Below are 16,088 nucleotides of genomic sequence, written 5' to 3' on the forward strand. Positions count from 1 at the left end.
GGCGAAGGGAAATTCTTTGAGCTTGTGAAAATCGATAATTGAAAGATAGCCGACTGCTTTTGCTCTTCCAAGATTAGGGTGAGTTTAATATTATTTTGTACGAATGTGAATCCATCAAAATAGAATCTGATTTGGTAACAGATGTCCATTTGTTTTCTTCCCATCTGCACACTGAATAATCCCTCGCTTGCGGTAAGAAAAAAACATTTTTCTGAATAATCAGATTTTGGCTAAGTCCCTCAAGTGGAATTTCCAGACCATTCTCAGTTTCAAAAGCAACCATTGGAAATCTGGATTTGGCCGAGGACGCATTTCTATTTGGCATTACTTTATAGCTGATATCCTGCTCTGAAGCTTGGTCATACCAAAAAAGAGTTTCACCGATATGGTAATCTAGGGCGATTCCTTTTCCGGCAGCATATAAAGTGATTTCATTTTTCTCCTTTGGAATAAAAGTAAAAACCAACCGTGAAATCCCAACCAATCCTAACAATACCAATAAAGTATAGGCCATTTTCCTTCCGGGATAAAGCCAAAGTAAAATGAATAATGAAAGCATCAGCCAATACACCCAAATGAAACTTGAAGAAAAATAAATATCTGAAATCCTCGAACCGGGCAATTCCTGAAACCAAAAAATCAGCGTATTGACCACAATAATCGTTTTTTCTGTCACCCAAGCCAAGACCAAAGAAATGTAAGGGACCTTGATCAAAACCATAAGGGGAACCCCCAAAGCCATCATCAAAAATGCCCCGGGAATGGCCACCAAGTTGGCGACTGCAAAATAGGTAGGGAAGACGTGAAAGTAGTAAGCCGATATCGGAAAAGTGGCCAGTTGGGCGGCAAAACTGACTGTTGTAATTTGCCAGATATAGTCTACAATCCTGTTTGTAGGACTCCAAAGACGCACCAATAAGGGCTGAATCACCAAAATCCCGATCAGTGCCAGGTAGGAAAGCTGAAATCCAACTGCATAGATCAGAAAGGGATCATACATAAGTAAAATCACGGCAGATAAAGCAATGGCATTGAAGATGGAAGGGTTACGGGATTTCATCTGGGCCAAAGCCATCAGCGAAAACATGGTCGCAGAACGCATGACTGAAGGTGACATTCCTGTCAGCAACGCATATCCCCAAATCAATAAAATGATCATGCTAAGGTAAATGACTCTTTTTTTGACTTTAAGCCTGTACGGTTTTATGAATAGAAAAAAGAATCCATACACAATCCCGACGTGCAATCCCGAAACTGCCAGAATGTGCATGGCCCCGGCAGTGACGTAGGCATCTGAAATATCCCGATCCATATCTTTCTTTTGTCCCAATAAAATTGCCTTCGCGACCTGATTAGCCTGCCTGTTATGTATGAGACTGTCCATTCCCGAGAGGATTTCAGACCTGACATGGATAAAAAATGTCTCAACCGGGTTCTCTGCAAGATTTCCAAATTTCTCAAATCTTTCTCCGATAAAATGCTGATGCGAAATCTGTTGGTTAAGCATAAATTTCCTGTAATCAAATTCGAAAGGGTTTGTTGGTCCCTTAATTTTTTGAGGGCTTCCGGATACCAAAATCAAATCTCCTGAGGATAGGCCTTCCTCTGATCGGTGATAAATCAAAAATTCTCCTTCCATTTCCTCCCAATCCGATCCATCAAACACTTTTTTGACATTTACCCTGTTGGCAATCGAATTGGGTTTCGGTTCATCGTGGCTGATAACAGTAGCAAGGTAGGCTTTGATCTCTTTTTTGGAATTGACAAGGTTATTGGGGTGATTTCGGATGTCCTTTTGGTATGTGAAAAAATAGCCTGCCATCAACAATTGGCAATAGGCCAAAGTAGGAAGGATGGTTTTAAATTTAAATATATTGAAACGGGAATTGAACCATACCAAAATCAGGTAGATCAGGATAAAAGCCATCCAAATAGTTAAAGAAAAATGGAAGCCGATTTTTTCAAATAATGGATAAAACACTATCCCGAGGATGAAGAAAACGGCATACCGCAAAAAGGGAAATTCCGAAAAACGCATGGATAAATTGTTTCAGGGAATTTAAATACAAAAAAATAAAAAGGGATCATTGCTGATCCCTTTTACCCTAAATTAAACGTTTAATATTTTTAGAAACGGTATCCGACATTGAAGCCGGCATTCAATTCTACAGCCGAAAACCTATTTTGTACTTCTTGGGAAAATTGCCTGTTGACAGATCCAAATGGTCCAAAAGCAAAATTATTGAAATTCCATCTATAGCCCGCGGTAAGTCCTATTGCTCCACTGTTCATGCTTGTGACTGTAGTTGTATTGCTTAAGGTTTCAACAAATTCCCCAAACCTGTATTTCAAAAAAGGAGAGATATAGATTTTACCATTGCCATCTCCTGCAAAGTAAAAATTGTAGGAAGCTAAAATTGAAGTAGTAGAAAAGTCCCTTGAATCATTTTGGCTTCTATAGCTGAAGCGGTCATTTAAATGCAACTCAAGACCAAGAGATTGATCAGGTTTGAAGAAACTTTCATACCCGATTTCAACAGATCCCAAGATAATGGTATTCAAAAAGTTGAGCCTGATTTCACCTTTAGGATCTTCAAGCGATTGGGCATATGAACCAAAGGTAATTAAGGTAATGCAGGCAAGGGTAAACAATGATTTTTTCATATCACTAAAGTTGGTTTATGGTAAATCAATCCTTCCGGATTTCACAAATATAATTCCATTTTAAAATGTTTGATATTGCACTCTTCGAACATGTCTCCAACTTGCCGGAAACCAAATTTGGCATAGAGTGGCATCGCATCCAATTGGGCATGTAGGTAAAGCTTCTTTCCCTTGGCATCGGGGTTAAGTTTGATGTCCTCTATCACTGCATTGACCAATGCATACCCGACGCCCTTTCCCCGCTTGGATTTCAATACAGCGAATCTTTCCAGTTTAACACCCTTGTCAGTAAATCTCCACCTCGCAGTGCCGGCAGGTTCTCCATCAGATTTTGCCAAAAAGTGAAGAGAAATATCCTCAAACTCATCATATTCCTCTGAAGGATCTACTTCCTGTTCGATGACAAATACTTCCTCTCTGATGCCAAAAACCGTATCAAGCTGTTCCTTGATCTGTACTTTTTCTACGGAGATAGGCTTCTCTTCTTTCATCTCTTTGGGATTCATCTTTTTCGTATGCTTCTATGATCGATTTGACTAATTTATGACGGATGACATCTTTGCCGCTTAAGCTCACCACCCCGATTCCTTTGACATCCTTCAGGATATGTAAGGCTTCAGTCAACCCTGATTTCTTTTTAGATGGAAGATCGACTTGGCTTTGATCACCGGTAATGATGACTTTGGAATTGGGCCCCATCCTAGTCAGGAACATTTTGATCTGTTCGCTGGTAGTATTCTGCGCTTCGTCCAACAATACAAAGGCATCATGCAACGTCCTTCCCCTCATGTAAGCCAAAGGGGCGATTTCGATTACTCTGGTTTCTTGGTAATATTTGAGTTTTTCTGCTGGTACCATGTCTGCCAATGCATCATAAATGGGCCTCAGGTATGGATCCAACTTTTCCTGCAAATCCCCCGGAAGAAAGCCGAGGTTTTCTCCTGCTTCCACAGCTGGACGGGTGATAATGATTCTTTTGACTTCTCTGTTTTTCAATGCCCTGACTGCAAGTGCTACTGCAATGTAAGTTTTGCCTGTACCGGCAGGTCCTAATGCAAAAACCAAATCATTTTTAAATGCAGACTCAACGAGTTTGCGTTGATTGGGGGATTTTGGTTTGACGACTAGGCCTTTGTTGCCATATAGGATGACATCGTTATTCTCATTTTCGGTAAAGGGCTGTCCTTCCAACGCAATATATTCTTTGACATTGTCGGGAGTCACATGACCGAATCTGTGAAAGTGCTGCAAGAGCATATTGATCACATCATTGATTCTGAGGATTTCGGGTGCACGTCCCTGAATCCGGATTTCATTGCCTCGGGATACTATCTTACTTTCGGGAAAAGCCTCTGCAACGCGACGGATATTCTCATTTTCTGAGCCCAAAAAGTCCAGAAGCGGGATATTTTCCAGAGTGATTATTTTTTCTACCAATCTAATTTCCTTGAATTGTGAAGTCTATAGAGGGTGTAAGCATAAAATTCCTAATTTTGTTCACACCGCTACAAAAGTACAAAATTTTAACAGACTTGCTTCCATGGCATTGATAACATTCACCTCAGATTTTGGAGACGCCGACTATTATGTACCGGCGGTGAAAGCCAAAATGTTATCTATCAACCCACAATTGAACATAGTCGATATCACCCACAAAATCGATATCTATGACATTGCTCATGCAGCATTTGTATTAAAAGCGATTTACAGGGATTTTCCAAAAGGAACTGTCCATTTGGTAGCCATGAACAGCACAAGCAACAGCACGGAAGGATATATCGGCATCAAACTGGAAGAACATATTTTCCTTGGACCAAACAACGGCGTCTTGAGCCTGCTTTCTGAGTATGACCCGGGAATTGTAGTCCTGTTTTCTGAAATGCATATTAAAGAAAGTACCTTTCCGGTAAAGGATATCCTTGCCCCTATTGCCGCCAAAGTGGCCTCAGGTGCTGCGATTCATGATTTTGGTGGACCTTTGATACAGATCAAAAAGATGATTCCAAGACAATTCAAAGCCACCAAAAAACAGATCATCGGCCATGTCATCCGTGTGGATAATTATGGAAACCTGATCACTAATATCCCCAAAGAGGTTTTTGACAAACTCAACCCGGGCAAATATTATGTGGAGTTTGGAAGGGAAAAAATCAGCAGGCTCACCAAAACTTATGACAATGTCGAAGCAGGAGACTGCTTTGCATTTTTCAACAGCATAGACATGTTGGAAATCGGAATCAACCATGGACATGGGGCTGACTTGTTGGGATTGAGGCATGACAGTCCGGTATTTATCAATTTTGAAACCGAATGATATGCTGACCCGGATAGTGAGGATGACTTTCAGAGAAGAAGCCATAGCTGCTTTTTTGGAAAATTTTGATGATACCAAGGAAAAAATCAGAAATTTTCCTGGCTGTAGCCATTTGGAATTGTGGCAGGATGAAAACAACAAAAATATTTTTATGACCTTCAGCCATTGGGAAAGCGAGAAAGCTTTGAATCAATACCGTGATTCCGAGCTGTTTAAAACTGTGTGGTCGTTTACCAAAACCCTTTTTGCAGAAAAACCTGTTGCTTTCAGTTCCAAAAAAATCCAAGAACTGCCCTGAAAGGTCTTGCAGGAAAAAAAATCTTTACTCATATTTGCATCCCGTTCAGCAAGGGACGGGCAATGATTGAAATGCCCAGATGGCGGAATTGGTAGACGCGTTGGTCTCAAACACCAATGAGGTTACACTCGTGCCGGTTCGACTCCGGCTCTGGGTACTGAGAAGCTCGCATTTCTGCGAGCTTTTTTTGTTTTATAAGCGATTAGAAAGAACTTTCTTCATCTCCAAAATCCAAGGCAAAATCTTTTGGGAGGTCTTAATGAATAAATACATCTGTACAGTTTTTTGTACATAATTGAATTTGTTCTATTTTTACAAAAAAACAAGAAAATGGAAATCACAACATACACCAACTTCAGACAAAATCTAAAAACATTTTTGGATAAGGTATTTACTGACCACAGCCCACTTTTTGTAACAAGGGCAAATGGAGAGGATGTGGTGGTACTTTCAAAATCAGATTACGAAAGCATGCAGGAAACTTTTTATTTGATGAAAAGTCCGAAGAATGCAGAACGACTGCTTCTTGGTCTGGAAGAATATCAAAAAGGATTGGGTCAGGAAAAAGAATTGGTTGAATAATCCTGAACTCTATGAAACTGATTTTTCTGAGTACAGGATGGGAGGATTATTTGTATTGGCAGGTCACCGATAAGAAAACCCTTAAAAAAATCAATACACTGATTAAAGAAATCCAAAGAAGTCCTTTTCAAGGGAATGGAAAACCTGAACCATTGAAACATGACCTTGCAGGATGGTGGTCAAGGAGAATAGACCTTGAGAATAGGTTGGTTTATCGAGTAGAAAACGAATCTCTTTTTATTTTACAGTGCAGGTACCATTACTGAACCTGTAAAATCTTCCAGTATTTCTGCTTAAATTATTTCAACCTATTTCGCAAAACGTATTTCTATCTTATTTCCTTGACCCTTTTCCCAAACTCCTCCAATCCCTCATCCCCAAAATCCAAGTGGGTCACAAACCTGATCTGATCCTTGCCAAAGCGTACTGCTTTAATACTAACAGCATCTAGCTTTTGGAGCATTTCGGCAGGGGTGATATCTTTTAATCTGGCGATTACAATATTGGTGACAACAGGAAAAACTTCAGATACTAAAGGATGTTGCTCCAGGATATGCCCTAATTTCTTTGCCCTGTCATGGTCCTTTGCCAGTCTTTTGACTTGGTGATCTAGCGCATAAATTCCCGCAGCGGCCAAAAAACCTGCCTGCCTCATCCCGCCACCAAAAGATTTTCTGACTTTTCTTGCACGCTTGATATCTGATTTGGTTCCCAAAAGGACAGAGCCTACCGGACAACCCAAACCTTTACTCAGACAAACCGAAATGGTATCGAACATCGCTCCCCAAGCTTTGGTACTTTCACCTGTGACTTCTAGTGCATTGAAAATCCTGGCTCCATCAAGGTGAAGTTTCAAACCATGCTGATCACATAGGGCTTTAATGGGTTTGATTTCCTCTAAAGTATAAATACTGCCGCCACCCTTATTCATGGTGTTTTCAAGAGAAACCAAGGTAGTTTCGGGCGCATGAACATCATCAGGATTGATGGCATCGGCGATGTCGGAGGGACTGATTTTTCCATATTCCCCGTCCAAAAGTTTTACCGAAGCATGCGAATTGGACATAATTCCTCCTCCTTCATAAAGGTAGATATGGGAATATTTATGACAGATCAGTTCGGTTTGTGGCCGGGTATGAAGACGGATGGCAATCTGATTGGTCATGGTACCCGAAGGACAAAAAATCCCTGCTTCCATACCAAACATGTCCGCCATCTTCTGCTCCAGGGCATTGACAGTCGGATCTTCTCCAAATACATCATCTCCAACTTGAGCTGACCACATGGCTTCCAACATGCCTTGGGTAGGCTTGGTGAGGGTATCTGAACGTAAGTCTATAATCATTTGGATGAATGGTTTAAAAGAAATATGCTTCGCGAAATAAATGGAAATATGCCTTCGGCGAAATAATTTTACAACATCTAGCCTTATTTCTTTTTATATCAACTTTATTTCAATTGTATTTCTATTTTATTTCAAAATATTTGTTTTTCGAACTTTCCTTAGTAATAACGGCTTTGATCGCCTCAGCAGCCTCAATCGGCCGGTCGGTAGCAAGGATATCTGCTCCCTTCCTTACAAAATCAACATATATCTGGTCACCATTTGCCATCGCACTTTTATCCAAATTTCCGAGTACTCCTAAAATGGTAAACACGCCCATTTCATGAAGCTTGGAATTGAACTCAGAAGGTCTTTCTGAAGTGCCTGTAAATGCAATCCACTGCTCTATTGGAATGCCGGAATCTTCAAATCTTTTCAGTTCCTCCTCATTCCTGATAGTTACTGAAAGCATCAGGTCAGGGTGAAGGCTATGAACTTTTTTGGCTGCGTCTACACTGTAGGTGATGACTGCAGCATAGGCCTCGGCTTTGTGTTTTTTGATTGCATCCACTACCATTTCAAATGGAACTTCACGCTTGATGTCCACTGTAAACAACACCTTTCCTTTTCCCCATATCAAAGCCTCTTCCAAAGTCGGCACTTGATAACCTGTCTCTTTTCCATCATTGTCCACCAATCTGAGTTTTCTGATTTCATCAAAAGTTTGGTCAATGACTTTTCCTGAACCATTGGTCGTTCTTTCCAAAGTATTGTCGTGCATGAGTACCAAGACGGAGTCTTTTGATAGCGCCACGTCAAATTCAATAATGGAAGGTGTATGTTGGATGACGTTTTGAAATGTCTCGATGGCATTTTCAGGAAAACCCGGGTATAGTCCCCCACGGTGCGCACTGACCAAAGGTATCCGATCCGAAGTCCAGGTATAAAAACTTTTGGCTTCCTCTACTGATTTTAATGAAATATGGAATTCCGCAGGTTTTGAAGAGTATACTACTTTTCCTGTTTTGGAAGAATTACAGGAAAAAAAGATTATTGCCAGAAGTGAAACCCTAAACACGCTTTTTAATTTACTCATCGTTTTTGTCTTTTTTGAACCAAAAATCCAAACCGCTTTTCCGTTTTTCAAATATATTTTCCATGTCCTGCAATTCGAGTTTTAGGGCTTGGTTAGAAATAAAAATTTCTACCAAAGATATGCCCAAAGAGACAAGAAGAGTCAACATACTTGCGATAAACACATAATCTGCAGCAGGCTGAATCTCCATAAATATGAGGTACATACATACCACACAAAGGAAAAAGCTCAAAACCCCACACAGCTGCATGTATTTGATCATGCTGAGACGGCGCTTGAGGTTGTGAATCTGGTCAATGATAATTTCATGATCCGGGTTTTCCAAAAATTTTTTATGAAGTCCCCGAATCAAACTCGCAACGGCCAAAAACCTGTTGGTAAAAGCAAGCATCATCAAGGTAATGGCTGAAAATAATAAAGCCGGTGTTGAAATCTGAAGTTCCATAGGTTGTGGTTTTGATTGGTAAGTTGGGGAATAAACAAGAAAAATAAAACCCGACATCGCTGCCGGGTTCTATTTACCAATAACTTAATACTCTTATTCTTTAACCCACATTTCCAATTACCACTAACTTCTCCAAGGTAGGACTTTGACTTCCTCCTTTTGGTTCGATGGTGATGGCAAATGTACCTGCTGAGGCTACAGCTTCCATTTGTTGGAGCGAAAACTTTTGGTCAGCATTGACCAAGCCGATCCCAACCGGACCTTGGTCACCAATAGCCCATAACTGGTAATCGTATTGGTCCTCCAAGCTCGATAGGTTATTGACAGATACAAAAACCGAATTGGCACCCTTATCCCACCACACATCTACAATCGCATCTTTTTCAATTTCAAACCCATCACCTTTCATCGAAATCTTTTCGAAATTACCTGCAAGAAGTGTCTCCAATTGGATATCTGTCTTTTCAAAGTTAACCTTGTATTGGTTCAATTCCTCTGCCAAAACAGACTGTTCCTGAACCAAAGCAGTGAATTTTTGATCGATGTCAAAATACTGGTTAGCATAATAAATGGCTGCAAAAGTTGCCAAAACTGCAGCTATACATGCAGCAGCAAAATAGGTTTTCCAAGGCTGCATTGGAATAACCTTTGCCGGCGAAACTTCACTGACGGGCGACTTCACTTCCTTGACAAAGTCAGCCTCCAAAGTCTTGAAGATTTTATTTTTCACCGAATCAGAAGGAGCAATTCCGGATTTTTGGTCAATTTCCAAAAAAGCATCTTGCAACTGATCCAATTCCTTTTGGATTTCAGGGTATTTTTTGGCCATTCGGACCACTTCCTCCCTTTCTCTTTCACCCAACTCCCCCAATAGGAAGAGTTCGAGTTTTCCTGACGATATGTAAGCTTGAATATCCACTTAAATCTTTCCTAAGTTCTTTTTTAATACATTAATTGCGGCACGGATTCGCGACTTGACAGTGCCAAGGGGAATATCAAATTCCTCGGATACTTCAGAATGGGTATATCCTTTGAAATAGATACACTCCACCATAAAGCGCTGTTCTTCATTGAGGTCGTCCAAGAGTTCTTTGACCCCTATAGCATCGACCAAATCTGAAGTCCCTGATGCACTCTCCAAACCATATACGTAATCATCAATCGTATTGGTCTTACTGCTATTGGAGAACTCTTTTGACCTCGTCCGGTCAATCGCTGCATTCCTGCATATATTGGCCATCCAGGTATACAGTCTCCCTTTAGACTCTTCGTAACTGTCGATTTTCCTAGTAATTTTGATAAAGGCATCGTGAAAAACTTCCTCAGCAATATCTTTGTCAATAATGATCCTCGAAATCACAGTAAACAGGGCTTTTGAATATTTATCATATAAGTATTCAATAGTCTTTCTATCCTTCGCCCTTAATCCTGCAATGAGTTGTGGCTCTTCCAAATTTTAATTTTTTTACGCTACTGGTTTTGTTTAAAAAGAAAAACACAAGACCTATTGGTATGGCCTTGTGTTTCGAAGATAATGATTTTTATAAAATTAAAGGTGGATTACTTCACCATAAGCTTGTGCTGCTGCTTCCATAATGGCCTCAGACATTGTGGGATGTGGATGTACAGTCTTGATCAGGTCCATACCTGTTGTCTCCAATTTTCGAATAGCTACGATTTCAGCGATCATTTCTGTCACATTGGCACCGATCATGTGGGCACCAAGAAGTTCTCCGTATTTGGCATCAAAAATCAACTTCACAAAACCGTCTTTGGCCCCGGCAGCAGATGCTTTCCCAGAGGCAGAAAAAGGGAACTTGCCCACTTTCACTTCATAGCCTGCTTCTTTTGCTTTGGCTTCGGTATATCCTACTGAAGAAATCTCAGGAATACAATAAGTACAGCCCGGGATATTGTTGTAATCTAGCGGTTCAGGATGGTGATTTGCAATTTTTTCCACACAGATGATACCTTCTGCTGAGGCTACGTGTGCCAAAGCAGGACCTGTGGTTACATCGCCTATGGCGTAATAGCCCGGCATATTGGTGCGGTAATATTCGTCTGTTTTGATTTTGCCACGCTCAACCAAAATCCCTACATCTTCAAGACCTATATTTTCGACATTGGACACTACTCCTACAGCGGACAGTACCACGTCGCATTCGATGACTGTTTCTGCTCCTTTTTTATCTTTTACGGTTACTTTACAGCCTTTGCCTTTGGTATCCACTGCAGTTACCTCTGTGGAGGTCATGATTTTGATGCCGTTCTTCTTATAGATTTTTTCCAAAGCTTTGGATACTTCCTCATCTTCATTGGGCACAATCCTGTCCAAAAATTCAACAATCGTAACCTCGGTCCCGATTGAACTGTAGACATATGCAAATTCAACGCCTATTGCACCGGAACCAACGACAACCATTTTTTCAGGCTTCTTTTCCAAAACCATGGCTTTGCGATAGCCAATTATTTTTTCGTTGTCGATTTTTACAGCAGGAAGCTCACGGGCACGGCCACCTGTAGCGATGATGATATGGTCAGCAGAAAAGACTGTCTTTTTACCATCACTGTCTTCTACTTCAATTTTCTTACCGGGCTGTACTTTTCCCCAGCCTAAAAGTTGGTCGATTTTATTTTTTTTAAGCAAAAACTGAATCCCTTTGGACATGCCTCCTGCTACATCACGGCTTCTTTTGACCATGGCCGTGAAATCCACTTCTGCACCTTTTACCTTGATTCCATAATCTTCTGCATGGTGGATATATTCAAAAACTTGAGCACTTTTGATCAATGCTTTTGTCGGGATGCAACCCCAATTGAGGCAGATTCCACCGAGTTCAGCAGCTTCTACCACTGCAGTTTTCAAACCCAATTGGGCAGCACGGATCGCAGCTACATAACCACCGGGACCGGAACCCAAAACAATCACATCATATTTTGTTGAAGACATATTTTTACTGTTTATTTTAATATAAGCTTCGCAAAAATAGGGCTTTTAGGCTGAGAAAAAAATCTAAAAAAGACATAAGATGAGAGATTTGAGACATGAAACTTACTCAATAAATTGTGAAAATTTGCCAAATATTCGATTTATGGATTTAAAATTCAATTTGTTTTAGGCAGCAAATAAATCCTTCGATGTATTCCTCATTCAACTTTGATCATTCTTTTGCGTCTTCGCGTCTCTGCGTGAGTAATAATCCTAAAATAAAAATTCCTTATTTTTGGGTTTTTAACAGAAACCTATCAAAGAAAATAACATGGGATTATTAAGCGGAAAAACAGCTCTGATCACCGGAGCATCCAAAGGAATCGGTAAAGCAATAGCTGTAAGATTTGCCCAAGAAGGTGCCAATGTAGTCTTCACTTACTTGTCAAGTGTAGAAAAAGGACAGGCTCTTGAGGCAGAATTGACGGCATTTGGGATCAAAGCAAAAGGATACCGTTCAGATGCATCAGACTTCAAAGCTGCAGAGGAACTCGTCAATGGGGTCGTGGCTGAATTTGGTAGCCTTGACATATTGGTCAACAATGCCGGAATCACACGAGACAATCTCCTGATGAGAATGACCGAGGAGGCTTGGGATGAAGTCATCGGAGTCAACCTCAAATCCTGCTTTAATACCGTCAAAGCCGCAACGCGTCCAATGATGAAAGCCAAGTCAGGTTCCATCATAAACATCACTTCTGTGGTAGGCATCAAAGGGAATGCCGGACAAGCCAATTATGCAGCTTCCAAATCCGGGATTATCGGCTTTACCAAGTCAGTAGCTTTGGAATTGGGTTCAAGAAATATCAGGGCAAATGCTGTGGCACCGGGATTTATCGAAACGGAAATGACTGCTGTATTGGATGAGAAAACTGTCCAAGGCTGGAGAGAGGGTATTCCGATGAAGCGGGGCGGCCAACCGGAAGAAGTTGCCAATGCCTGCGTCTTCCTGGCTTCGGATATGAGTTCGTATATCTCAGGACAAGTCATCCAAGTAGATGGAGCGATGCTTACCTGAGAAGCGAGAGGCGAGAAAGTAGAAAATTTAGAATTTAGAATGTTCAAAAACCCTGAGCGGAATATCCCGGTCAGGGTTTTTTGATTTTGCTGAGATCCAATCTGTAAAACTCGTATTGGTCTTCAGAAACCTGATCGGGTTTATTCAGATAAAAACCGTCTGAAGCTATAAAGTAATTTTCCAATTTGGATCCGGGACCAAAATCGAATGTGTATTCGGATATTGGATCTAGATCCGCATCATATATGCTGAGTAGGTGATGTTTTGTTCTTTCCCGGGTGGTTTCACCAGCGCCGGATTCATTTATTTTTGAAATCCTGATAAATATATTTCTGTACTTATCGTAGAGAAAATCTAAATGAGAACTTGCCTCTTTTTTTAATTCATTAAAAGCATATCCTCCTCTAACGATGTATTCACTGCCAATAAAATTGAAATCCTCTCCAGAATTTAATTTTTTACTGCTAACTATTTTGAAATCGGACATGACAAATACGGAATCAGAATATGGAAATAAAACATAATTCTTGTTGTCAATAAATTCCACAATTGGCGGATAAGACAAGTGGTCTTCAACAAAATCTGATCTATATCCAAAAGGAAAAATTAGATTCTGAACACCTGCCTTGTTTTCTTTCGAATCAAACGTGATAATCCATTCTTCGATTTTATCAAAGGCTTTTGTTTTTCCTGAAAAATTGCTACTTGGCGCAACCAGTGGAACCACTGAAATTTGATACTGACTTTCAGAGACTTTGGTAAAATTGTTCCTCCTTCCATGGTACATGCTACTGTAATACGTATTTGGAAATTCCAGTTTCGAATCAATACGTTCCTCTTTTAATCTATTGCCTTGGTAATAGTCATAAAACCAACCGTCCATATTTACTATGGTCAAGGAATCCATCCCTTCAGCTATTAACAAGCCAATGTAACCTTTGAAGCTGTCTGGCCCATCAAAAGGAAGTTTGATTTCCTTGACTTTTTCTCCAGTTTGGATTGAATAATACTGGATCGTCCTCTCCCTATCAGCCAAGGAAATGATAAAATCAATTCCTTGATGATGGATTACCTGTTTGACTTCTATATTTTTTGTCAAACTATCTTTCTTGACGAGTAGATCGCCTGCTACCAATTCTTCAAGTTTCCCAACATATATTTCATCAGAAGCCTTTTCTCCACAAGAAAACAGGGTAATCGAAACAACAAATAACAGAATGTAGGAAAAGGAATTTTTGAGCATAATTCAAAAGTAATAGATTAGTCAAGAAAATATTATTATTTATTAAAACTTTTTAAATCAAATAAAGTATATTGCATTGATATCATTTTAATATCATACCAATATGGAAAAATTAACCAAACCCCTTTCTGGCTATTTGATGATTTTGGTGTTCCTCGCACTGATTCCTGCCACTGTGTTTTCGTTTATCAATGAACTGCATCTTTTGGGGGCAATCCTCGGGTTTGCCTTTATCATGATCACGCCAGGGTTTTTTACACTCCAGCCTAACATGGCGATGGTACTTGTCTTATTCGGTGCTTATAAAGGCACGGTGAAGGACACCGGTTTCTTTTGGGTAAACCCATTTATGACCAAAAAGAGAATCTCTCTCCGTGTCAAAAACTTTGAGAACAAACCGCTGAAAGTGAATGACAAAATCGGTAACCCCGTCATGGTCGGCACGATCGTCGTCTGGCAGGTTGAGAATACCTTCAAGGCCTCCTTTGAAGTGGAAGATTATGAAAACTTTGTCCACCTACAGACTGATGCCGCAGTCCGAAAAATGGCAGGTTTGTATCCTTATGACGATTTTGAGCATCAACATGCCGAAGTGACTCTAAGGTCGGGTGTGGAAGAAGTCAATCATTCATTGGAAGCAGAAATCATCGACAGACTGAAGTCTGCCGGAATCAAAGTCATCGAAGCCCGTATCTCCCACTTGGCTTATGCTTCAGAAATCGCCTCCGCCATGCTACAGAGACAACAGGCCACAGCCATCGTCGCTGCACGAAGAATGATCGTGGACGGCGCAGTGGGCATGGTCGAAATGGCCCTTGAAGACCTCAAAATTAAAGGCATCATCGACTTTGAAGAATCCAAAAAAGCCGCAATGGTCAGTAACCTGATGGTAGTGCTCTGCTCTGACAGAAGTGCAAGTCCGGTTCTGAATGTGGGAACTTTGAACCAATAGAAAATGGTAGTCAATGAGACACAAAGTTTCAGGGGAAGTTTCATCATGTTTGGAATGATCATGCTGGAAGTCCCCACCTTAGTGCTTTTGATTGTACTTTGGCAAAAAGGAAAACTGGGAGAAGATGGTTTGCCGGCGATATTGTTTGTCGGAGCGATCATTTTGATCACTTTCCTTTTTCTGATGAGCATCAAACTGGAATTGAGAATGGACGATAAATCCATTGCTTTCAGAAATCCTCCACTGAAAAATAAATGGCAGAAAATCCCATTCTCGGAAATAAATTCGATTCAAGTCAAAAAAATGGATGGGCTGTTGGAATATGGAGGTATTGGAGTGAGATATTCAAAAAATGTAAAGGCATACATTTTCTTTTCAGATCATGTAGTGGAAGTTCAGCTTCAAACCAAAAAGCTGGTCTTCAGCACCAGAAAGCACAATGAAGTCAAAGAGATGATTGAAGTTTGGAATGAAAACGGATTTGAAAACAAGACCTAACATGAAGCATTTTATATTTAAAGAAACCCAAAAATTCACTCAACTGTGGATTTGGATGCTATTGGTGATTGTGGCAGTAATCGTTTTGCTCAGCATTATCAGTATTGAAGATTTAAATCTTTCAGACAAATTGATCCCGATCGGAATCGTTGGACTCGTATTTGTACTGTTTCTCTCACTGACGCTCAAAACCACGATTGACTCCAAATCATTGTCATTTAGCTATTTTCCTTTTGTAGGAAAAAAGACGTTTGGCTTTAATGATATTGAAACCATGGCCTTGATCGAGTACAACTCACTTTGGGAATATGGAGGATGGGGGTTGCGGTACAATTTTGATTCCTGGGCTTACAATACTGGAGGTAAATTCGGTATCATGGTCACCACCAAAGACAAAAAATTCCTACTTGGCACGCACATGCCCGAGGAAGCCAAAAAAGCCATTGAGATGTTTGAAGCATACAAATCCAAAAAACATGGCAGCTAAGAAACCGTTTGCCTTACGGATAGATGAAAACCTCATGAAGGCTGTAGAGAAATGGGCTGAGGATGAATTTCGCAGTGCCAACGGGCAACTGGAATGGATCATCCATGAAGCCTTAAAAAAATCCGGAAGGTTACCTTCCACACTAAAAAAAGACCCGGAATCTTAATAGGTTCCGGGT

At 40.5% G+C, this 16,088-nt stretch carries 20 protein-coding genes and 1 tRNA gene; 10 read left to right on the top strand and 11 right to left on the bottom strand.

All coding sequences use genetic code 11. The features are described 5' to 3' along the window. Positions 1-73 precede the first annotated feature (73 nt). The 4 genes from NK987_RS17065 to NK987_RS17080 all read right to left on the bottom strand — a co-directional run bounded on the left by NK987_RS17065 (position 74) and on the right by NK987_RS17080 (position 4,101). Entirely contained in the window at positions 74-2,038 is a 1,965-nt protein-coding gene (locus NK987_RS17065) for a ComEC/Rec2 family competence protein (RefSeq protein WP_259264839.1), read from the bottom strand. Between the two features lie 89 nt (positions 2,039-2,127). Then, positions 2,128-2,664, bottom strand: coding sequence for a DUF3575 domain-containing protein (locus tag NK987_RS17070; protein WP_259264840.1), 537 nt, complete (start codon positions 2,662-2,664; stop codon positions 2,128-2,130). 41 nt (positions 2,665-2,705) lie between these two features. Further along, a complete protein-coding gene (locus NK987_RS17075; protein WP_259264841.1) occupies positions 2,706-3,155 on the bottom strand; it encodes a GNAT family N-acetyltransferase in 450 nt (149 codons plus the stop codon). Next, positions 3,100-4,101, bottom strand: coding sequence for a PhoH family protein (locus tag NK987_RS17080; protein WP_259264842.1), 1,002 nt, complete (start codon positions 4,099-4,101; stop codon positions 3,100-3,102). The genes NK987_RS17075 and NK987_RS17080 overlap by 56 nt, the downstream gene beginning before the upstream one ends. Positions 4,102-4,204: 103 nt before the next feature. Between NK987_RS17080 and NK987_RS17085 the strand changes: the two genes are divergently transcribed. The 5 genes from NK987_RS17085 (at position 4,205) to NK987_RS17105 (ending at position 6,124) form a co-directional block, all read left to right on the top strand. Continuing rightward, entirely contained in the window at positions 4,205-4,978 is a 774-nt protein-coding gene (locus NK987_RS17085) for an SAM hydrolase/SAM-dependent halogenase family protein (protein WP_259264843.1), read from the top strand. Between the two features lies 1 nt (position 4,979). Then, positions 4,980-5,276 (top strand): putative quinol monooxygenase, encoded by a 297-nt coding sequence (locus NK987_RS17090; protein ID WP_259264844.1) that lies wholly within the window; start codon positions 4,980-4,982, stop codon positions 5,274-5,276. 73 nt (positions 5,277-5,349) lie between these two features. Then, positions 5,350-5,433 (top strand) — tRNA-Leu (locus tag NK987_RS17095). A 173-nt stretch (positions 5,434-5,606) separates the two neighbouring features. Further along, positions 5,607-5,858 carry a type II toxin-antitoxin system Phd/YefM family antitoxin gene (locus tag NK987_RS17100; RefSeq protein ID WP_259264845.1) on the top strand — a complete coding sequence of 84 codons (252 nt, stop codon included), beginning with the start codon at positions 5,607-5,609 and terminating at the stop codon, positions 5,856-5,858. An 11-nt stretch (positions 5,859-5,869) separates the two neighbouring features. Next, complete coding sequence (locus NK987_RS17105; RefSeq protein WP_259264846.1) at positions 5,870-6,124, top strand: Txe/YoeB family addiction module toxin; 255 nt, start codon at positions 5,870-5,872, stop codon at positions 6,122-6,124. A 62-nt stretch (positions 6,125-6,186) separates the two neighbouring features. Here NK987_RS17105 and NK987_RS17110 read toward each other — a convergent pair whose 3' ends face one another. The 6 genes from NK987_RS17110 to lpdA form a co-directional block, all read right to left on the bottom strand. Then, on the bottom strand, positions 6,187-7,203 hold the full coding sequence (locus tag NK987_RS17110) for a threonine aldolase family protein (RefSeq protein ID WP_259264847.1): 1,017 nt from the start codon (positions 7,201-7,203) through the stop codon (positions 6,187-6,189). 121 nt (positions 7,204-7,324) lie between these two features. After that, positions 7,325-8,278: a glycerophosphodiester phosphodiesterase family protein gene (locus NK987_RS17115; protein WP_259264848.1), complete on the bottom strand. Its 954-nt coding sequence runs from the start codon at positions 8,276-8,278 to the stop codon at positions 7,325-7,327. Continuing rightward, complete coding sequence (locus tag NK987_RS17120; RefSeq protein ID WP_259264849.1) at positions 8,271-8,723, bottom strand: DUF2721 domain-containing protein; 453 nt, start codon at positions 8,721-8,723, stop codon at positions 8,271-8,273. Before NK987_RS17120 ends, NK987_RS17115 begins: the two co-directional genes overlap by 8 nt. A 100-nt stretch (positions 8,724-8,823) precedes the next feature. After that, entirely contained in the window at positions 8,824-9,642 is an 819-nt protein-coding gene (locus NK987_RS17125) for an anti-sigma factor (protein WP_259264850.1), read from the bottom strand. After that, positions 9,643-10,176, bottom strand: a complete 534-nt coding sequence (locus NK987_RS17130; RefSeq protein WP_259264851.1) for an RNA polymerase sigma factor — start codon at positions 10,174-10,176, stop codon at positions 9,643-9,645. Positions 10,177-10,272: 96 nt separating this feature from the next. Then, positions 10,273-11,673: a dihydrolipoyl dehydrogenase gene (gene lpdA / locus NK987_RS17135; protein ID WP_259264852.1), complete on the bottom strand. Its 1,401-nt coding sequence runs from the start codon at positions 11,671-11,673 to the stop codon at positions 10,273-10,275. A gap of 310 nt (positions 11,674-11,983) precedes the next feature. On the opposite strand from lpdA, the gene fabG reads away from it, so the two are divergent. After that, positions 11,984-12,730, top strand: coding sequence for a 3-oxoacyl-[acyl-carrier-protein] reductase (fabG, locus tag NK987_RS17140; protein WP_259264853.1), 747 nt, complete (start codon positions 11,984-11,986; stop codon positions 12,728-12,730). A 70-nt stretch (positions 12,731-12,800) separates the two neighbouring features. On the opposite strand, the gene NK987_RS17145 is transcribed toward fabG, so the two are convergent. Next, the gene (locus NK987_RS17145; RefSeq protein WP_259264854.1) at positions 12,801-13,973 is read right to left on the bottom strand and encodes a DUF4221 domain-containing protein; all 1,173 of its coding nucleotides are present in this window, start codon (positions 13,971-13,973) and stop codon (positions 12,801-12,803) included. Positions 13,974-14,076: 103 nt separating this feature from the next. Here NK987_RS17145 and NK987_RS17150 point away from each other — a divergent pair, with 103 nt between their 5' ends. The 4 genes from NK987_RS17150 to NK987_RS17165 are packed head-to-tail and all read left to right on the top strand — an operon-like array spanning position 14,077 to position 16,076. Then, positions 14,077-14,925, top strand: a complete 849-nt coding sequence (locus NK987_RS17150) for an SPFH domain-containing protein (protein ID WP_259264855.1) — start codon at positions 14,077-14,079, stop codon at positions 14,923-14,925. Between the two features lie 3 nt (positions 14,926-14,928). Beyond that, positions 14,929-15,423 (top strand): hypothetical protein, encoded by a 495-nt coding sequence (locus NK987_RS17155; protein ID WP_258423921.1) that lies wholly within the window; start codon positions 14,929-14,931, stop codon positions 15,421-15,423. Position 15,424: 1 nt separating this feature from the next. Continuing rightward, a complete protein-coding gene (locus NK987_RS17160; RefSeq protein WP_259264856.1) occupies positions 15,425-15,910 on the top strand; it encodes a hypothetical protein in 486 nt (161 codons plus the stop codon). Next, positions 15,900-16,076 (top strand): type II toxin-antitoxin system antitoxin, encoded by a 177-nt coding sequence (locus tag NK987_RS17165; protein ID WP_258423923.1) that lies wholly within the window; start codon positions 15,900-15,902, stop codon positions 16,074-16,076. Before NK987_RS17160 ends, NK987_RS17165 begins: the two co-directional genes overlap by 11 nt. Positions 16,077-16,088 lie beyond the last annotated feature (12 nt).

It is taken from the genome of Aquiflexum gelatinilyticum, from assembly GCF_024813435.1.
GTDB classification, from domain to species: Bacteria; Bacteroidota; Bacteroidia; order Cytophagales; family Cyclobacteriaceae; genus Cognataquiflexum; species Cognataquiflexum gelatinilyticum.